Source organism: Nocardia sp. NPDC051030 (genome assembly GCF_040683015.1).
Taxonomy (GTDB): domain Bacteria; phylum Actinomycetota; class Actinomycetes; order Mycobacteriales; family Mycobacteriaceae; genus Nocardia.
This window is the reverse complement of sequence record NZ_JBFBCD010000002.1, coordinates 405,406-421,055: the sequence shown is the minus strand read 5'-3', so window position 1 is coordinate 421,055 and position 15,650 is coordinate 405,406. Positions and strand designations below refer to the sequence as shown.

At 66.9% G+C, this 15,650-nt stretch carries 15 protein-coding genes; 7 read left to right on the top strand and 8 right to left on the bottom strand.

Features of this window, described 5'->3' with window-relative positions:
• Positions 1-50 precede the first annotated feature (50 nt).
• The 4 genes from infB to rimP form a co-directional block, all read right to left on the bottom strand.
• Complete coding sequence (infB, locus tag AB0N05_RS06455; protein WP_364688265.1) at positions 51-3,140, bottom strand: translation initiation factor IF-2; 3,090 nt, start codon at positions 3,138-3,140, stop codon at positions 51-53.
• A 108-nt stretch (positions 3,141-3,248) separates the two neighbouring features.
• Complete coding sequence (locus AB0N05_RS06450; RefSeq protein ID WP_364689542.1) at positions 3,249-3,554, bottom strand: YlxR family protein; 306 nt, start codon at positions 3,552-3,554, stop codon at positions 3,249-3,251.
• A 150-nt stretch (positions 3,555-3,704) separates the two neighbouring features.
• A complete protein-coding gene (gene nusA, locus AB0N05_RS06445; protein WP_364688263.1) occupies positions 3,705-4,733 on the bottom strand; it encodes a transcription termination factor NusA in 1,029 nt (342 codons plus the stop codon).
• The gene (gene rimP, locus AB0N05_RS06440; protein ID WP_364688261.1) at positions 4,730-5,605 is read right to left on the bottom strand and encodes a ribosome maturation factor RimP; all 876 of its coding nucleotides are present in this window, start codon (positions 5,603-5,605) and stop codon (positions 4,730-4,732) included. The genes nusA and rimP overlap by 4 nt, the downstream gene beginning before the upstream one ends.
• Positions 5,606-5,663: 58 nt before the next feature.
• On the opposite strand from rimP, the gene AB0N05_RS06435 reads away from it, so the two are divergent.
• From AB0N05_RS06435 to AB0N05_RS06415, 5 genes are all read left to right on the top strand, one after another.
• Complete coding sequence (locus AB0N05_RS06435; protein ID WP_364688259.1) at positions 5,664-6,203, top strand: hypothetical protein; 540 nt, start codon at positions 5,664-5,666, stop codon at positions 6,201-6,203.
• Entirely contained in the window at positions 6,200-6,634 is a 435-nt protein-coding gene (locus AB0N05_RS06430; protein WP_364688257.1) for a ferritin-like domain-containing protein, read from the top strand. The genes AB0N05_RS06435 and AB0N05_RS06430 overlap by 4 nt, the downstream gene beginning before the upstream one ends.
• 44 nt (positions 6,635-6,678) lie before the next feature.
• The gene (locus AB0N05_RS06425; RefSeq protein WP_364688255.1) at positions 6,679-7,326 is read left to right on the top strand and encodes a Uma2 family endonuclease; all 648 of its coding nucleotides are present in this window, start codon (positions 6,679-6,681) and stop codon (positions 7,324-7,326) included.
• Positions 7,327-7,380: 54 nt separating this feature from the next.
• Positions 7,381-8,205 carry an endonuclease/exonuclease/phosphatase family protein gene (locus tag AB0N05_RS06420; RefSeq protein ID WP_364688253.1) on the top strand — a complete coding sequence of 275 codons (825 nt, stop codon included), beginning with the start codon at positions 7,381-7,383 and terminating at the stop codon, positions 8,203-8,205.
• 132 nt (positions 8,206-8,337) lie between these two features.
• Positions 8,338-9,753, top strand: a complete 1,416-nt coding sequence (locus AB0N05_RS06415) for a three-helix bundle dimerization domain-containing protein (RefSeq protein ID WP_364688251.1) — start codon at positions 8,338-8,340, stop codon at positions 9,751-9,753.
• A 61-nt stretch (positions 9,754-9,814) separates the two neighbouring features.
• Here the strand turns inward: AB0N05_RS06415 and AB0N05_RS06410 are convergent, their stop codons facing one another.
• The gene (locus AB0N05_RS06410; protein WP_364688249.1) at positions 9,815-11,572 is read right to left on the bottom strand and encodes a proline--tRNA ligase; all 1,758 of its coding nucleotides are present in this window, start codon (positions 11,570-11,572) and stop codon (positions 9,815-9,817) included.
• Between the two features lie 58 nt (positions 11,573-11,630).
• On the opposite strand from AB0N05_RS06410, the gene yaaA reads away from it, so the two are divergent.
• Entirely contained in the window at positions 11,631-12,374 is a 744-nt protein-coding gene (gene yaaA, locus AB0N05_RS06405; protein ID WP_364688247.1) for a peroxide stress protein YaaA, read from the top strand.
• Between the two features lie 3 nt (positions 12,375-12,377).
• On the opposite strand, the gene AB0N05_RS06400 is transcribed toward yaaA, so the two are convergent.
• The 3 genes from AB0N05_RS06400 to AB0N05_RS06390 form a co-directional block, all read right to left on the bottom strand.
• On the bottom strand, positions 12,378-13,193 hold the full coding sequence (locus AB0N05_RS06400; RefSeq protein WP_364688245.1) for an ABC transporter permease: 816 nt from the start codon (positions 13,191-13,193) through the stop codon (positions 12,378-12,380).
• Positions 13,190-14,227, bottom strand: a complete 1,038-nt coding sequence (locus AB0N05_RS06395) for an ATP-binding cassette domain-containing protein (protein WP_364688243.1) — start codon at positions 14,225-14,227, stop codon at positions 13,190-13,192. The genes AB0N05_RS06400 and AB0N05_RS06395 overlap by 4 nt, the downstream gene beginning before the upstream one ends.
• A gap of 153 nt (positions 14,228-14,380) precedes the next feature.
• Complete coding sequence (locus AB0N05_RS06390; protein ID WP_364688241.1) at positions 14,381-15,061, bottom strand: PadR family transcriptional regulator; 681 nt, start codon at positions 15,059-15,061, stop codon at positions 14,381-14,383.
• Between the two features lie 114 nt (positions 15,062-15,175).
• Between AB0N05_RS06390 and AB0N05_RS06385 the strand changes: the two genes are divergently transcribed.
• Positions 15,176-15,649: a nuclear transport factor 2 family protein gene (locus tag AB0N05_RS06385; RefSeq protein ID WP_364688239.1), complete on the top strand. Its 474-nt coding sequence runs from the start codon at positions 15,176-15,178 to the stop codon at positions 15,647-15,649.
• Position 15,650: the final 1 nt, after the last annotated feature.

The window sequence follows — 15,650 nt, the reverse complement described above, 5'->3', positions numbered from 1 at the left end:
CACAGTCCTGCCGGGCCCACGAGGGACCCGGCAGGACTGTGTACTGCAACCTAGTCGCGCGGCTTTTCGCGGAGCTCGTAGGCCTCGATGATGTCGCCTTCACGAATGTCGTTGAAGGTCAACGTGATACCACACTCGTAACCCTCGCGGACCTCGGTCGCGTCATCCTTCTCGCGACGCAGGGAGGCGATGGTGACGGTCTCGGCGACCACGACATTGTCGCGGATCAGGCGCGCCTTGGCGTTGCGCTTGACCGAACCCGAGGTCACCCAGCAACCGGCGATATTGCCGACCTTGGAGGAGCGGAAGATCGCGCGGATTTCCGCCCGGCCCAGCTCGACCTCTTCGTAGATGGGCTTGAGCAGACCCTTGAGGGCCTTCTCGATCTCGTCGATCGCCTGGTAGATGACCGAGTAGTAGCGGATGTCCACGCCTTCGCGGTTCGCCAGCTCGGTCGCCTTGCCTTCGGCACGGACGTTGAAGCCGATGATGATCGCGTTGGAGGCCGACGCCAGGTTGACGTTGGTCTCGGTGACGCCACCGACACCACGGTCGATGACGCGCAGGCGCACCTCCTCGCCCACATCGATGCCCAGCAGGGCCTCTTCGAGGGCTTCGACCGTACCGGAGTTGTCGCCCTTGAGGATCAGGTTCAGCTCCGAAGTCTCCTTCAGAGCGGCATCCAGATCTTCCAGGGAGATCCGCTTGCGGCTGCGTGCGGCCAGCGCATTGCGCTTACGCGCATTACGACGGTCCGCGATCTGGCGAGCGATGCGGTCTTCCTCGACCACGAGCAGGTTGTCGCCTGCACCCGGTACCGAGGTGAAACCGATGACCTGCACCGGACGCGAAGGCAGCGCCGCGATGACGTCTTCGCCGTGCTCGTCCACCATGCGGCGGACGCGACCGTAGGCATCGCCGGCGACGATCGAGTCGCCGACCCGCAGGGTGCCGCGCTGGATCAGCACGGTGGCGACCGGGCCACGACCGCGGTCCAGGTGGGCCTCGATGGCCACACCCTGCGCGTCCATGTCCGGGTTCGCCCGCAGATCCAGGGTGGCGTCCGCGGTCAGCACGACAGCCTCGAGCAGGGACTCGATATTGGTGCCCTGCTTGGCCGAGATGTCGACGAACATGGTCTCGCCGCCGTACTCCTCGGCGACCAGACCGTATTCGGTCAGCTGCTGGCGAATCTTCTGCGGATTCGCGCCTTCCTTATCGATCTTGTTGATCGCCACCACGATCGGCACATCAGCGGCCTGCGCGTGGTTGATGGCCTCCACCGTCTGCGGCATGACGCCGTCGTCGGCCGCGACCACGAGGATCGCGATATCGGTGGCCTTGGCACCACGGGCACGCATGGCGGTGAACGCCTCGTGACCCGGGGTATCGATGAAGGTGATCAGGCGATCGAGCTCGTTGACGTGCGTCAGCACCTGGTAAGCGCCGATGTGCTGGGTGATACCGCCGGCTTCGCCCTCACGGACGTTCGCCTTACGGATGGTGTCCAGCAGTCGGGTCTTACCGTGGTCGACGTGACCCATGACGGTCACGACCGGCGGACGGAACTGCAGATCGTCCTCGTCGCCCTCGTCCTCGCCGTAGGTGAGGTCGAAGTTGGCGAGCAGCTCGCGGTCCTCGTCCTCCGGAGAGACCACATGCACGATGTAGTTCATCTCCGAACCCAGCAGCTCGAGGGTCTCCTCGTTCACCGACTGGGTAGCGGTGACCATCTCGCCGAGGTTGAACAACGCCTGCACCAGCGAAGCCGGGTTGGCGCCGATCTTCTCGGCGAAGTCGGACAGCGACGCGCCACGAGCGAGGCGAACGACCTCGCCGTTGCCGCGCGGCAGCCGCACGCCACCGGCGATGGGCGCCTGCTGGTTCTCGTACTCGGCGCGCTTCGCCCGCTTCGACTTACGACCCTTACGGGGAGCGCCACCCGGACGTCCGAACGCACCCGCGGCACCGCCGCGACCGCCACCGGAACCGGGACGGCCACCGCCGCCGCCACCCGGGCGACCGCGGAAACCACCGGGAGCACCTGCACCCGCACCGGCACCCGGAGCGCCGCCACCGGCACCCGGAGCGCCGCCACCGCGGTAGCCGCCGCCACCGCCGCCGCCACCGGGACGACCGGCACCCGCACCGCCCGGACCACCCGGACGAGCCGGACGGCCTGCGCCACCCGGACCGGCCGGACGCTGAGCGCGAGCGGGCATGGCACCCGGGTTAGGACGAGGAGGCATGGAGCCGGGGCTCGGACGCGGGCCACCGGGACGGGGACCGCCCTGGCCTGCTGCGGGACGAGGTCCACCCTGACCCGGAGCCGGACGGGGACCGCCCTGCCCCGGAGCCGGACGCGGACCACCCTGACCCGGACGCGGGGCACCCTGGCCCTGGCCCTGGCCCGGACGAGCACCGCCCTGAGCCGGACCCGGACGCGGGCCACCCTGACCCGGAGCCTGGCCCGGTCCACCCGGACGGGCGGCCGGACGCGGAGCGGGACGCTCGGGCGCGGAAGAGAAGGGGTTATTGCCGACGCGCGGGGCCTTCGGACCCGGCTTCGGGCCACCCGGACGCGGCGCCGGAGCGCCACCGGCCTGCTGGGCAGGACGCGGAGCCTGAGCGGCGGGACGCTGCTCGGGAGCCGCCGGAGCCTCGGAAGCCGCTGCGGGAGCAGGGGTTTCGGGGCGCACGGGGGGCTTCGGGGTGGGCGCGGGGCCCGGCTTCACGGCCGGTCCCGGACGCACGGCCGGAGCTTCTGCGGCGGCGGCCGGAGCCGGGGCAGCGGGCTGCTCCGACACGGCCGGGGTAACCGGCTTGGGGGCCGGTGCCGCGGGGGCCGGAGCGGCCGGACGCGGAGCGCCGGGACGCGGGCCTGTGGTGGCACCGGAGGTCGGCTTCGCTGCCGGGCGCGGGCCCTGGCTGCTCTGACCGGAAGCGGCGGCCGGCTTATTGCCGTTCGCCGGGGAGCTCTTCGACGCGAAGGACTCCCGAAGACGACGCGCGACGGGTGCTTCCACCGTCGAGGACGCCGACTTCACGAACTCGCCCTGCTCCTTGAGCCTTGCGAGTAGTTCCTTGCTCGTAACACCGAGTTCTTTCGCCAACTCGTGTACGCGGGCCTTGCCTGCCACTGCTCTCCTCACTAAGAGGTCGAGCGCGGCAGCCCGTCTTACGACTGGGCGCCCGCACGACCTCGACTAATTTCGATGGTCGATCATCGCTGGGACTTCACGGTGTGCTCATGAGTGCTCGTGCCTGTTCTCTACGTAATGCTCCAGGGCTGAGATATCCAGATGTCCGGACACTCGTAGTGCTCTGCCGAATGCTCGGCGCTTCACTGCGTTGCTCAGACAAGAAGAAAGGGGGTGCAACGACGCACCCCTTCCGGGCAGTCTGCGCTGCGGATCGGGAATGACCGCAAGTTCCTGCCCTTCGGCAGAAGCTTGTGCCACGACTCGCAACAGATCGGCGGCCAGTGCTTGCTTACGACATCCTATGCAGGTCCGCACGGGTGCTGATCTTGTTTTCACCCGAGCAGCGCGCAGAGAAGCCGGAGACTCGCACTGAGCCTGCGTCCACTCTACCGCTGCCACGTCCCGATCTCCGCATCCGTACCCCTTGGAAGTTATCAACCTGTCATCCGAGGGGTCTGTTTCACAAATCTTTTGATGACCGGCCGGACGACTCCGGCAAGATCAGCTCCGGTGCGCCTCGGTCCGAGCCGCTCCGGTCACATCAGGGGCCGCATCACTGCGAATGTCGATTCGCCAGCCCGTGAGACGGGCTGCGAGGCGGGCATTCTGGCCCTCCTTGCCGATGGCGAGCGACAGCTGGAAGTCCGGCACCACGACCCGTGCGGCACGCGCCTCGGGGTCCACGATGGTGACGGATACAACTTTCGAGGGCGAGAGTGCATTCCCGACGAAGGTCGCCGAATCCTCGGCGTAGTCGATGATGTCGATCTTCTCGCCGGCCAGTTCGCTCATCACATTGCGCACGCGCTGACCCATCGGGCCGATGCACGCGCCCTTGGCGTTCACGCCGGGCACGGTGGAGCGGACCGCGATCTTGGAGCGGTGTCCGGCCTCGCGGGCCACGGCCACGATTTCGACCGAACCGTCGGCGATTTCGGGCACCTCGAGCGCGAACAGGCGGCGCACCAGGTTCGGGTGCGTGCGCGAGAGGGTGATCTGCGGGCCGCGCGGGCCGCGGGAGACGCCGACCACGTAGCACTTGATGCGGTCGCCGTGCTCGTAGGTTTCGCCGGGCACCTGCTCGGCGGGCGGGATGACGCCCTCCGAGCCGTGCGCCTCACTGCCGATGCGGACCACGATGGTGCCGCGGGCGTTCATGCGCGCATCGCGCTGCACGACGCCGCCGACGATTTCGCCCTCGTGGGTGGCGAATTCGCCGAAGGACTTCTCGTTCTCGGCGTCCCGCAGGCGCTGCAGCACGACCTGGCGGGCGGTGGTGGCGGCGATGCGGCCGAAACCCTCCGGGGTGTCATCCCACTCGGAGATGACATTGCCGTCCGGATCGACCTCGCGGGCCATCACGCGCACGACACCGGTCTTCTGGTTGATGTCGATGCGGGCGGTGGGCTGGTGGCCCTCGGTATGCCGGTAGGCGGTGAGCAATGCGGATTCGATCGCGGAGATCACGGTCTCCATCGAGATCCCCTTGTCGGCGACAATCGCGCGCAAGGCTTCGATTTCGATGTTCATTCCACGATCCCTTCGGTCGATGAATCGGACGCAACTTCTGCCGCATCTGCTTCTGTGGCTTCTTCGGTAACTTCAGGTCCCTCCTGAGCTCCCGGCTGGGGCCGGCCGGGCGCTACTCCCCCTGCCAGTTCGAGCTCGGCGGCTCCCGGTGGCGAGAACTCCACCTGCACCACCGCGAACTCGATATCGGCCAGCGGCACCGTCACCCGGTGTGGCTTCCGCTTGCCGCCGAGGACCAGCGCCACCTCGGTGTCGGTGGCGGCTCCCACGCGGGCCTCGAAACGTGACTTGCCCTTCTCCTCCGGAGATTCGACGCCCGGGCGGAGCGTGACCTTCACCTTGCGGCCGCGAGCGCGCCGCCAGTGGCGTAGCTCGATCAGGGGCCGGTCGATGCCGGGACTGGTGACCTCGAGTAGGTACGGGGTATCGCCGAAATCGCCGGCTTCGTCGAGCGCCTCGGAAATCTGCGAACTCAATTCCGCGACGGCGTCCAGAGAGGCGGTCTCATCGCTGTCGACCGTCACCACCACCCGGGTGTGAGCTGTACCGGCAGCCGAAATGGCGACGCCTTCGAGGTCGAATCCTCGGCGTTCGACGAGCCCAGCTACTAACTGGCTCACCCTTTCCTCGGTCGGCAGCGGCATGTGGGGCGGCTCCTGGTTCAGTTGTGACGGGTTGAGTTGTCGGTATCGATGCGGGTGGGGCTTGGATCTACAAGTCGGCGAAATACCGCACCGAAGGTCTAGCGTAACGCGCTGAAAGAGTGTAAAGGACCAGCCGATGCTCTCGAGTTCGGCCCGGTCCACCCGAGCGCCGCGGCGGCGTGTCCAGGGACGACGCGCCCGCACCGGTGGCATATCGATCGAGATCACAGCCTATCCGACGGCCCTGGCGCGGCAAGCCTCCCGCGACGGCTGGCACCATGTACCCGTGCCCAGCAGTCAGAGCGGCCATCCGGCCGGTGTCGTGGTCCTCCGGGACCGAACAGTGGACCGTCGCGCCGTCTTCCGGTTGGCCGGTGGCGGCGTACTAGCCGTGGCCGCGCTCGGCGCGGTGAGCGCATGCTCGGAGGCCGAGGACACCGCGGCCCCGGATCCGCTTCTGCCGCTGGAGGAGTCGGCTCGCGTCGATGCCGCCATCGCGACCGCGGCCATCGCCACCACCCCCGACCGCGCGGGCGCACTGCAACTCATCGCGACCCAGCGCACCGCGCACGCCGATGCCCTGCGCACCGAAATCGACCGCGCGATCGGCGTTTACGGTGACGGCACCACCCCCAGCCGCCGCACCCCGCCGGTTACCCCGACCGTCCCGTCCGCCCCGCAGTCGATCACCGACCTCCGCACCCGCCTCACCCAGGGCCAGCGCTCGGCCGCCGACCTCTCCGCCACCCTCTCCGACTACCGCGCCGGACTGCTCGCCTCGATCAGCGCCGCCTGCGCCACCCACGCGGGGGTTCTGCTCGCATGACTACCGCCGATCAGCAGGCGCTCACCACTGCGTTGAGCGCCGAATACGCCGCGGTCTACGCCTACGGTGTCATCGCCGCCTACGCGAACACGGACCGCGCCAAGCTCGTCTCCGAATACGCCGCCGCCCACCGCGCCCGCCGCGACGCCACCGCCGACGCCCTCTCGGCCGCGGGCGGAATCGTCCCCGCCCCCTCCGCCGCCTACACCACCCCCTTCCCGGTGAACGACCCCATCCCCGCCGCGAAGCTGGCGGTCACCGTCGAAGGTGACTGCGCCATCGCCTGGCGCTCCGCGGTCGAACAGGCCACCACCGACGAGATCCGCCGCACCGCCATCACCGCCCTCACCGATTCCGCTCTCCGCCTAGCCACTTGGCAATCCATCCTCGGCACCACCCCCGCCACCCTCCCCTTCCCCGGCCAACCCTGACCGATAACACCGGAAGATATTCATAGCCCCGATAGCATTGCCGCATGTCGATCCCCGATATCGACCAACCACAGCTGCCGGAGTCCATGACCTGGGAGGAGCTCGAGCGCCTACCCGAAGAGATCGCCGGTGAGATCGAGCTTTGGGCGGGGCGTCCCGTTTGGGTTCGACGGGGCCCTGCGGAACATCAGGACTGCTCGGGACAGTTCTGGGCCGTCCTGCGCCGCTGCGCTCGCCAGAACCTGTCGATTCATCCCGAACCGTGCTGGCGTGCCTCGACCGAGACGAACGTGTTCTTCGGAGTTGACGGCAAATCCGACTTCGCGACTCCTCATTTCCTCGTCTACAGGTGTCTCGAACGGGAGTACCAGGATCTTCGTGCGGCCGACCTGCTACTCGTCGGCGAAGTGCTGTCTCCAGTCAATACCGCACGCAGCGGGGAGGCACGGAAAGCCCGCTACGCCGCCGCAGGGATCCCCTGGTACTGGGAAGTCGTCCTCGGACGAAACCCACGCCACATCAGCGCCGTTCGCGCATACGGCCTGGGGATCGGCGGCCACCTTCCGAATGGCATTGCGCCCCTACACCCTGCCAACTATCTCCTGGCGGGCGAATGGACCACCGCCGACAAAGGCATCGACTTCGACCACCCGTTCCCGATCCACGTTCCCTGGGCCGAACTCGAGTTCTGAGACGGGTTTGGCGGTACGGGGAGCGGGCATTCGGATTGGGTGCATCTTCGTGTTGTGACCTTGAATGTGTGGAATAGCCAAGGGGATTCGGGTGCGCGGGGTGCCGTGATCAATGCGGGGTTGCGCAGGCTGGATCCGGATTTGGTTGCCTTGCAGGAGGTGTTGTGGGAGCCGGGGGGCGGGCAGTTGGGTGAGTTGGTGGCGGGGACCGGGTTGCGGGGGACTCATCAGGCGGAGGTGACTGCCGGTGTGGCGCCGGGGGCTGACCGGTATGGGGGGAATGCGATTGCGACCCGGTGGCCGCATCGGATTGTGGAGACGCTTGACCTGCGGGGTGTGGGGGCGCCGGATGTGCCTTGGGAGACACTGGCCGCGCTCGTCGAGCTTCCGGGGGTCGGGGAGGTGTTGTTTCTTGCGCCGACTACCGCTTTTCGGATGGAGGCGGAGGGGGAACGGGAGCGGGAGGTGCTGGCGCTCACGGATCTTGATGCGCGGCATCGGACCGCGCTGCCCACGGTGATCGCCGGAGACTTCAATGCCGCGCCGGATGCTGCCTCGCTCCGGTATCTGACAGGGCGGCAGTCGCTGGCGGGGCGGGGTGTGCAGTATCACGATGCGTGGGAGATCGCCGGAGACGGGCCCGGGTACACGTGGAGTGACGAAAACCCCAATGCGGCACAGGACATCGAGTATCTGGTGCGGCAGCCGCGGCATCGACGGCGGATCGATTACGTGCTGGTCGGGTCGCCGTATGCGCATCCGAAGGCGTATGCGCGGGTGCGGTCGGCCGTGCTCGCGTTCGATACTCCTTCCGGAGATATCTGGGCGAGTGATCATTTCGGGGTTGTTGTCGATCTCGACATCGGAATGCTCGACTGAATTCGGGCGGGAGTGTGAAGTCGTCCGCTCCGGTCGGAATTGATCGGTGATGCCGGTAGGGTCGGGTCGGCGCGGCTTTTTGCGTATCTTTCTGCCGCGCAATCCAATTCGGTGTGAGGTCTAGGAGAGACTGTGGCGGTCGATACTGCCCGGGAAGAAAAAGCGCTGCTGAATGTGACGAATCGCCTGGTGGATGCCTATGGCGAGGCGCATACGGTGGAGCGGGTCGAGGCCGTGGTGGGGGCGGTTCGGCGGCGATTCGATGGGCATAAGGTGCGGGAATTCGTGCCTATTCTGGTCGAGCGGATCGCGCGTCGGGAACTTGCTCCGGCAGTTGCCAATTCCAATATCGGGCACGTGAATATCGAGAAGACATCTGCAATTCCATTGGGGGACAATTCGAATTCGGGAGAAGGTAACCTTCCCGACACCTCGAGCAGGTTGAAGGCGCTGGCGCGCGATAAGCGGGTGCTGGGCGGAGTGGCCGCGGCGGTCGTGCTGGTGGTCGTGATCGCGGTGGCTACGACTGGGCGGGAATCGAATTCGGGACCGGTGACGGCGGGCCCAGCGCAGTTGACCACGGTGCGCGGGGTGGTGGGGTCGGAGAAGCTGGGGTTCTTCGAGGATCCGAAGGTGGCGGAGGCGCTCGCCAAGCATGGGGTGAAGGTCGAGGTGGATCCGGCGGGGTCGCGGCAGATCGCCACCTCAGTTGATTTGGGGCGCTATGACTTCGCGTTTCCATCGAGTGCGGCCGCGGCCGAGCGGATTCAGCGGCAGCGCGGAGTGAGCGGGAAGTACACGCCGTTCTCCTCGCCGATGGCCATCGCGACCTTCAAGCCGATCGCCGATCTGCTCGCGCAGGCCGGGGTCGTGAAGCCCGGGGCCACCACCACTTTCGATGTGGAGAAGTACCTGGCGCTGGCGGAGAAGGGCGTGCAGTGGGATCAGTTGGAGGGCAATACCACCTACCCGGTGCGTAAGAACGTCCTGGTCTCCACCACCGACCCGCGCACCTCCAACTCGGCCGCCATGTACCTCGCGGTGACCGCGTATGTGGCCAATGACAATACGATCGTGCGCGGCGAGAAGGCCGAAGACTATGCGGTGTCCCGCATTTCGCGGCTGTTCACGCGGCAGGGGTTCACCGAGAGCAGCAGCGACAGCCCGTTCAAGGAGTATCTCGCGGGCGGTATGGGTCCGACGCCGATGGTGTGGATCTATGAGGCGCAGTACGTGGATGCCGCCGCACACGGGCAGCTGAAGCCGGACACGGTCCTCATGTACCCGTCCCCCACCGTGCTGTCGCAGCACACGGTGGTGCCGCTCAACGACAATGGCGACCGCATCGGCAAGCTGCTGTCCACGGACCCGGAACTGCAAGGCCTGGCCGCCGAACACGGCTTCCGGCCGAGCGATGCGAGCCTGTTCACGAAGGTCGCTGCCGACCATCAGGTTCCGGTGATCCCGAACCTGATCGACGTGGTGGACGCACCGAACTACGACACCCTGGAGCATCTGCTCGACGGCGTCGCGAAGGCGTACAACTGACGAACAGAGAACGGGCCGCGCATCACAGTGTGATGCGCGGCCCGTTCTCGTCGGAACTGGATCAGCTGCGAACCTTCGCAATGATCGCATCGACGATCGCGTCGGCGGGGATCTCCTCGCTGGTGCCCGCGAAGCGGTCACGCAGTTCGGCCTTACCCTCGGCCCAGCCGCGGCCGATCACGACGACCAGCGGCATGCCCAGCAGCTCGGCATCCTTGAACTTGACGCCCGGCGAGGCGGTGCGGTCATCGAAAAGAACCTCGAGGCCCTGCGAGTTGAGCTTGGCGACAACCTCTTCCGCGCCGGCGCGCGCCGCGTCGTCCTTGTTGGCGATGACCACGTGGACGTCGAACGGGGCGACTTCCTGGGGCCAGCGCAGACCCTTCTCGTCGTGCATCTGCTCGGCGATCACCGCGACCATGCGGGAGACGCCGACGCCGTAGGAGCCCATGGTGAGGCGGACCGGCTTGCCGTTCTCGCCGAGCACGTCGACCTGGAAGGCGTCGGTGTACTTCTGGCCGAGCTGGAAGATGTGGCCGATCTCGATGCCGCGGGCGGCTTCCAGGACGCCGCGGCCGTCGGGCGAGGGATCGCCGTCACGGACCTCGGCGGCCTCGATGGTGCCGTCGGCGGTGAAGTCACGACCGGCGACCAGGCCGACGTAATGCTTGCCGGGCTCGTCCGCGCCGGTGATCCAGGCGGTGCCGGAGACCACGCGCGGGTCGACCAGGTAGCGAATGCCATTGGCCAGCAGCGCCTTCGGGCCAATGTAGCCCTTGATCAGGAAGGGGTTGGCCTTGAAGTCGGTCTCGTCGAGCATCTCGACCTCGGCGGGCTCGACGGAGGCGCCGAGGCGCTTCTCGTCGACCTCACGGTCGCCGGGGACGCCGACGCCGAGGATCTCGGTCTTGCCGTCGGGGTAGCGCAGCTTGACCATCACGTTCTTCAACGTGTCGGCGGCGGTGACCGGGCGGCCCAGGACATCGGCGACGCCCGCGCCATTGGCCCAGTCGACGAGGGTCGCGATGGTGGGGGTGTTCGGGGTCTCGTGCGCGACGGCCTCGGCCAGACCCTCGAGGGCGATCTCCGGCGGAGCCGCGGTGACCACGGCCTCCACGTTTGCGGCATAACCGGATTCGCGGCAGATCACGTAGGTGTCCTCGCCGGAGGGGCTGTCGGCCAGGAATTCCTCGGAGGCCGAGCCGCCCATGGCGCCGGCGGTAGCGGCCACGATCACGTAGGTGACGCCGAGGCGGTCGAAGATGCGCTGGTAGGCCTCGCGGTGGGCGTTGTAGCTCTTCTTCAGGCCGTCGTCGTCGAGGTCGAAGGAGTACGAGTCCTTCATGATGAATTCGCGGCCGCGCAGGATGCCCGCGCGGGGACGGCCTTCGTCGCGGTACTTGTTCTGGATCTGGTACAGCGTGACCGGCAGGTCCTTGTACGAGTTGTATTCGCCCTTCACGGTGAGCGCGAACAGCTCCTCGTGGGTGGGGCCGAGCAGCATGTCGGCGCCCTTGCGGTCCTTGAGCCGGAAGAGGGTGTCGCCGTATTCGGTCCACCGATTGGTGGCCTCGTACGGTTCACGCGGCAGCAGCGACGGCAGCGAGATCTCCTGGGCGCCGATGGCGTCCATTTCCTCCCGGACGATGTTCTCGACCTTGCGCAGCGTGCGCAGGCCGAGCGGCAGCCACGAGTAGACGCCCGGGGCGATGCGGCGCACGTATCCGGCGCGAACCAGCAGCTTGTGGCTGGGCACCTCGGCATCGGCGGGATCATCGCGCAGCGTGCGCAGGAACAGTTGTGAGAGGCGGGTGATCACGGCTCCACAGACTAGCCGCTGCGAACACGATGCTCACAAGGCATTACCGTGTTGCCTCGTGCTGGTGCTGCTGCCTCCTTCCGAAACCAAGTCCGACGGTGGCTCGGGCGGTCCCCTGAACCTCGATACCCTCGCGATGCCGCAGCTCACCGCGGTGCGCGACAAGCTGGTCACCGAGTTGACCAAGCTGGCCGCGAACCCGGACGCGTCGCGGTCCGCGCTCGGCCTCGGCAAGGGGGCTGACGCGGAGATCGCGCGCAATGCGGCGCTGCGGTCCTCGCCGACCCGCGCGGCGCTGGATCGATATACGGGGGTGCTGTACGACGCGCTGGACGCGCCGGGGTTCACCAAGGCCCAGCGCGCCAAGGCGGATGCGCGGCTCGCGATCGGGTCGGCCTTGTTCGGTGTCATTCGCGCGGGCGATCCGATTCCGGCCTACCGGCTCTCGGGCGGTTCGAAGCTGCCCGGCCTGCCGACACTGCAATCGGTGTGGAAACAGGTGCTGCCGCAGGCGCTGCGCGCGGAGACCGACGGGCAGCTGATCGTCGATCTGCGCTCGGGGACCTATCAGAATCTCGGCCGGATTCCGGGCGCGGTGACCGCGACCGTGCTGACCGAGCGACCCGATGGTTCGCGGACCGTGGTGAGTCACTTCAACAAGCATCACAAGGGGCTGCTGGCCCGCGCGCTGGTGCTGTCGCGGACCGAGCCCTCGGATCTCAATGGTCTGGCTCGGGTGGCGGAGAAGTCCGGCCTGCGAGTCGAAATCGCCTCGCCGACCGAACTTCTCGTACTCACCTGAGCGCTACTGCGTGCGCTGGTAGCCCCGGAACGCCGAGACGGCCCACCAGAATACCAGCGCCGCAAGGACTGTCAGATATCCGAGGTGGGCGGCCACGAACCCGGCGTCCACCCGGTCCGCGAGTCCGCTGCGCCCGATATCCACTGCCCACGACACCGGGTTGAACTTCGAGATGCCTTGCACCCAACCGGGCATGAGGCTGGGCGACATCATGCCGGAGGACAGGAATGTCGCGGGCAGGATGATCATCTGCGATAAGCCGATGAGGGCGATCTGACTGCGCGCCGTCAGGGCGATCGCCACCGATCCGGCACAGAAGATCGTCGCCAATACCGTTGCCGCGCCGAGCGCCAGCACTATTCCGCTGAGGCCGCCCGGATACCGTGCGCCGCCGAGGAATCCGATCCCGAGCACCAGCCCGGACTGGACCAGGCCGATGACCAGCTGGACCGCGAGCTGGCCCGCGATCACCGCGCTGCGCGAAATCGGCGCGGTGAGCAGCTGATTCATCACACCATTGTCGATGTCCTCGATGTATCCCGTCCCGGCCCAGACCCCGGAGTACAGCACGGTCATCATGAGCACGCCCGGCGTCAGGAAGGTGATGTAGCTGTCCGAGCCGAAGCCCGGAATGCTGCCGATCGATTTGAAGACCTGCCCGAACAGCAGAATCCACACGATCGGTTGCATCAATCCGATGGCGACACCCCAGGATTCGCGAATATTGTTCAGGCCCCAGCGCCGGAAGATCTGTCCCGCCGCGACCGGCCAGCTGGTGTCGTGGGCCTCGTAGGTGCCGATTGCCGCCAGGGTGCTCATGCCGCCACCTCCGCCGGAGCGCCATCGGTGGCATCGGCCCGGTAGGAGTGCCCCGCATAGTGCAGGTACACGTCATCGAGCGAGGGTCTGGATACCGAGATCGCACCGAAGGATATTGCGGCGGCATCGAATTCGTTGATGACCCGGCCGACTATGCCGGAGGGATCGTCGGTGCGGGCGAACAGCCGCCCGTTCGGCCCGTGCGTCTCCACGACCACATCGCGTAGCGCCGGAATCGATTCGCCCAGGGCGCGCACCGCATTCACATCCGGCTCGATGAGCTCCACGGTCAGGGTGTCGCCCTTCAGAGTCGACTTCAATTGTGCCGGAGTGCCTTCGATGACCGCGCGGCCATGATCGATGATCAGCAACCGGTCGGCGAGCTCATCGGCCTCGTCGAGATAGTGCGTGGTGAGCACGACGGTGAGCGCCGCCTCGGTGGCCAATCGCCGGATCTCGGTCCACATTTCGGCGCGGGCCTGCGGATCGAGTCCGGTGGTCGGCTCGTCCAGGAACAGCACCGACGGGGTGTGCACCAATCCGACGGCGACATCCAGCTTGCGCCGCATACCGCCGGACAGCTTGGCCACCTTGCGATCTCGCGCCTCGGTGAGCTGGAACTGGTCCAGGAGTCGTTCGGCGCGTTCGGCGGCATCATGGCGGGTGATGCCCCGCAATCGCGCGGACATCATGAGGTTCTCGAACGGTGTCTGCCGCGGGTCCGCGCCGGAACCCTGTGACACGTAACCGATACGGCAGCGGATCGCGGCCGGATCGGTGCCGACATCGAATCCGGCCACCCGGGCGGTGCCCGAATCGGCGCGGGCGAGGGTCGTGCAGATCTTGGTCGTCGTGGATTTCCCGGCTCCATTGGGTCCGAGCATCCCGTAGACGGTGCCGGGCGCGATGCTGAAGCCGAGGCCGTCGAGCGCGCGGACGCTCGGTTTGCGGCGGCCGCCGGAATAGGTTTTGACGAGGTCGAATGCCTCGACGGCGGCCGGTTGCGGGGATAAGGGCATGACTGTGGAAGGCATGGTCGTTCCTTGTGGTTCGGGAATCGAACGACCGCAGACCGACAGTTATGCTGTGAGTGCAGTTCGAGCATCGGCGGTCATCCGCCGGTCGTTCGGATCCGGTGACGGCTCGGGTGTTGGCGCACTCGGGCCGTTGCTGATTTCAGGTGAAGCTCAGTTCGGTGGTTTGGGCAGCCCCCATTTCTCCCAGAGTTCGTCGGCATGGTCTCCTGGTACGCCGTCGGGGAAGCGCGCCAGCAACTCATGCATCTGCCGCCAGATGTCCAAACCACCCAGTGCACCGGATTCGATGCGGGCGACGAGATCGGCGGCGAAGTCGCGTTCGGTCTCGGTCAGGCGGAGTTCGTAGGCGGCCTCGATGAGCAGTGCCTCCGGAAGCCAGGCCACGACGGTGTCGTACTCGGCGCGCATATCGGCGATCCTCTTGTCCAGCAGGCCGATTCGGCGATGCAGCAGCTGGGTGGCCTCGGCCGGATCCAGCACACCCATGAAGGACAGGGCCGCCGTGAACTTCGGATATTCCTTCTCGGGCTCGCCGAGCCAGCCGCGTACCCAGTCGGCCATCTCGGCGCGGCCGCTATCGGTGATCCCGTATACGGTGCGCGCCGGGCGATTACCGTCCTGCTCGGATCCCACGACCTCGATGAAGCCTTGCGCCAGTAAGGATTCCACGACCGCGTAGAGCGCGCCGAAGTTGATCCGCACGCTCGCCTCTTTGCCGCGCTGCTTGAGCGTCTGCGACATCTGATAGGGGTGCATGGGCCGCTCCCACACCAACACGAGGACAGCCAGCGAGAGCGGATTCACCCGTCGGAAGGCCCGCTTCTCGGCCATGGCTCGCCTCCTAAATACTCTGATCAGAGTAATCTCGTCAGAGCACGCAAACAAGAGTCTCGATCAGTGAAAACGGCGATTCCCCCATCCCCCGCCAGGTGGTCCACTGCTGTGATGGACTGCATTGCGATCGAGGAGATCCGCGCCCTCAAACACCGCTACCTGCGCACGCTGGACCTGAAGATCTGGGACGAGTTCGCCGACACCCTCACCGCGGATGCCAACGCCTCCTATGGATCCCCCTCCGGCAGCCGCCCGCTCGATTTCACCAGCCGCGACGAGATCGTCGGCTATATGAGCGAATCGCTCAGCGGCAATATCATCACCGTGCACGTCGCCAACCACGCCGAGATCTCGGTCGACGGCGAGACCGCCACCGGCAGTTGGCTTCTCGAAGACACCGTGATCATCCCCGACCACGACTTCCTCATCCGCGGCGCGGCCTACTACAACGACACCTATCGCCGCGAGAACGGTGTCTGGCGCATTGCGAGCACCGGCTACAAACGCATCTTCGAGGCCAAGATGTCCACCGGCGCACTCCCGGGCTTCGCCCTGACCGCCAATCGCTGGGCCCCCGTAGCCTGAT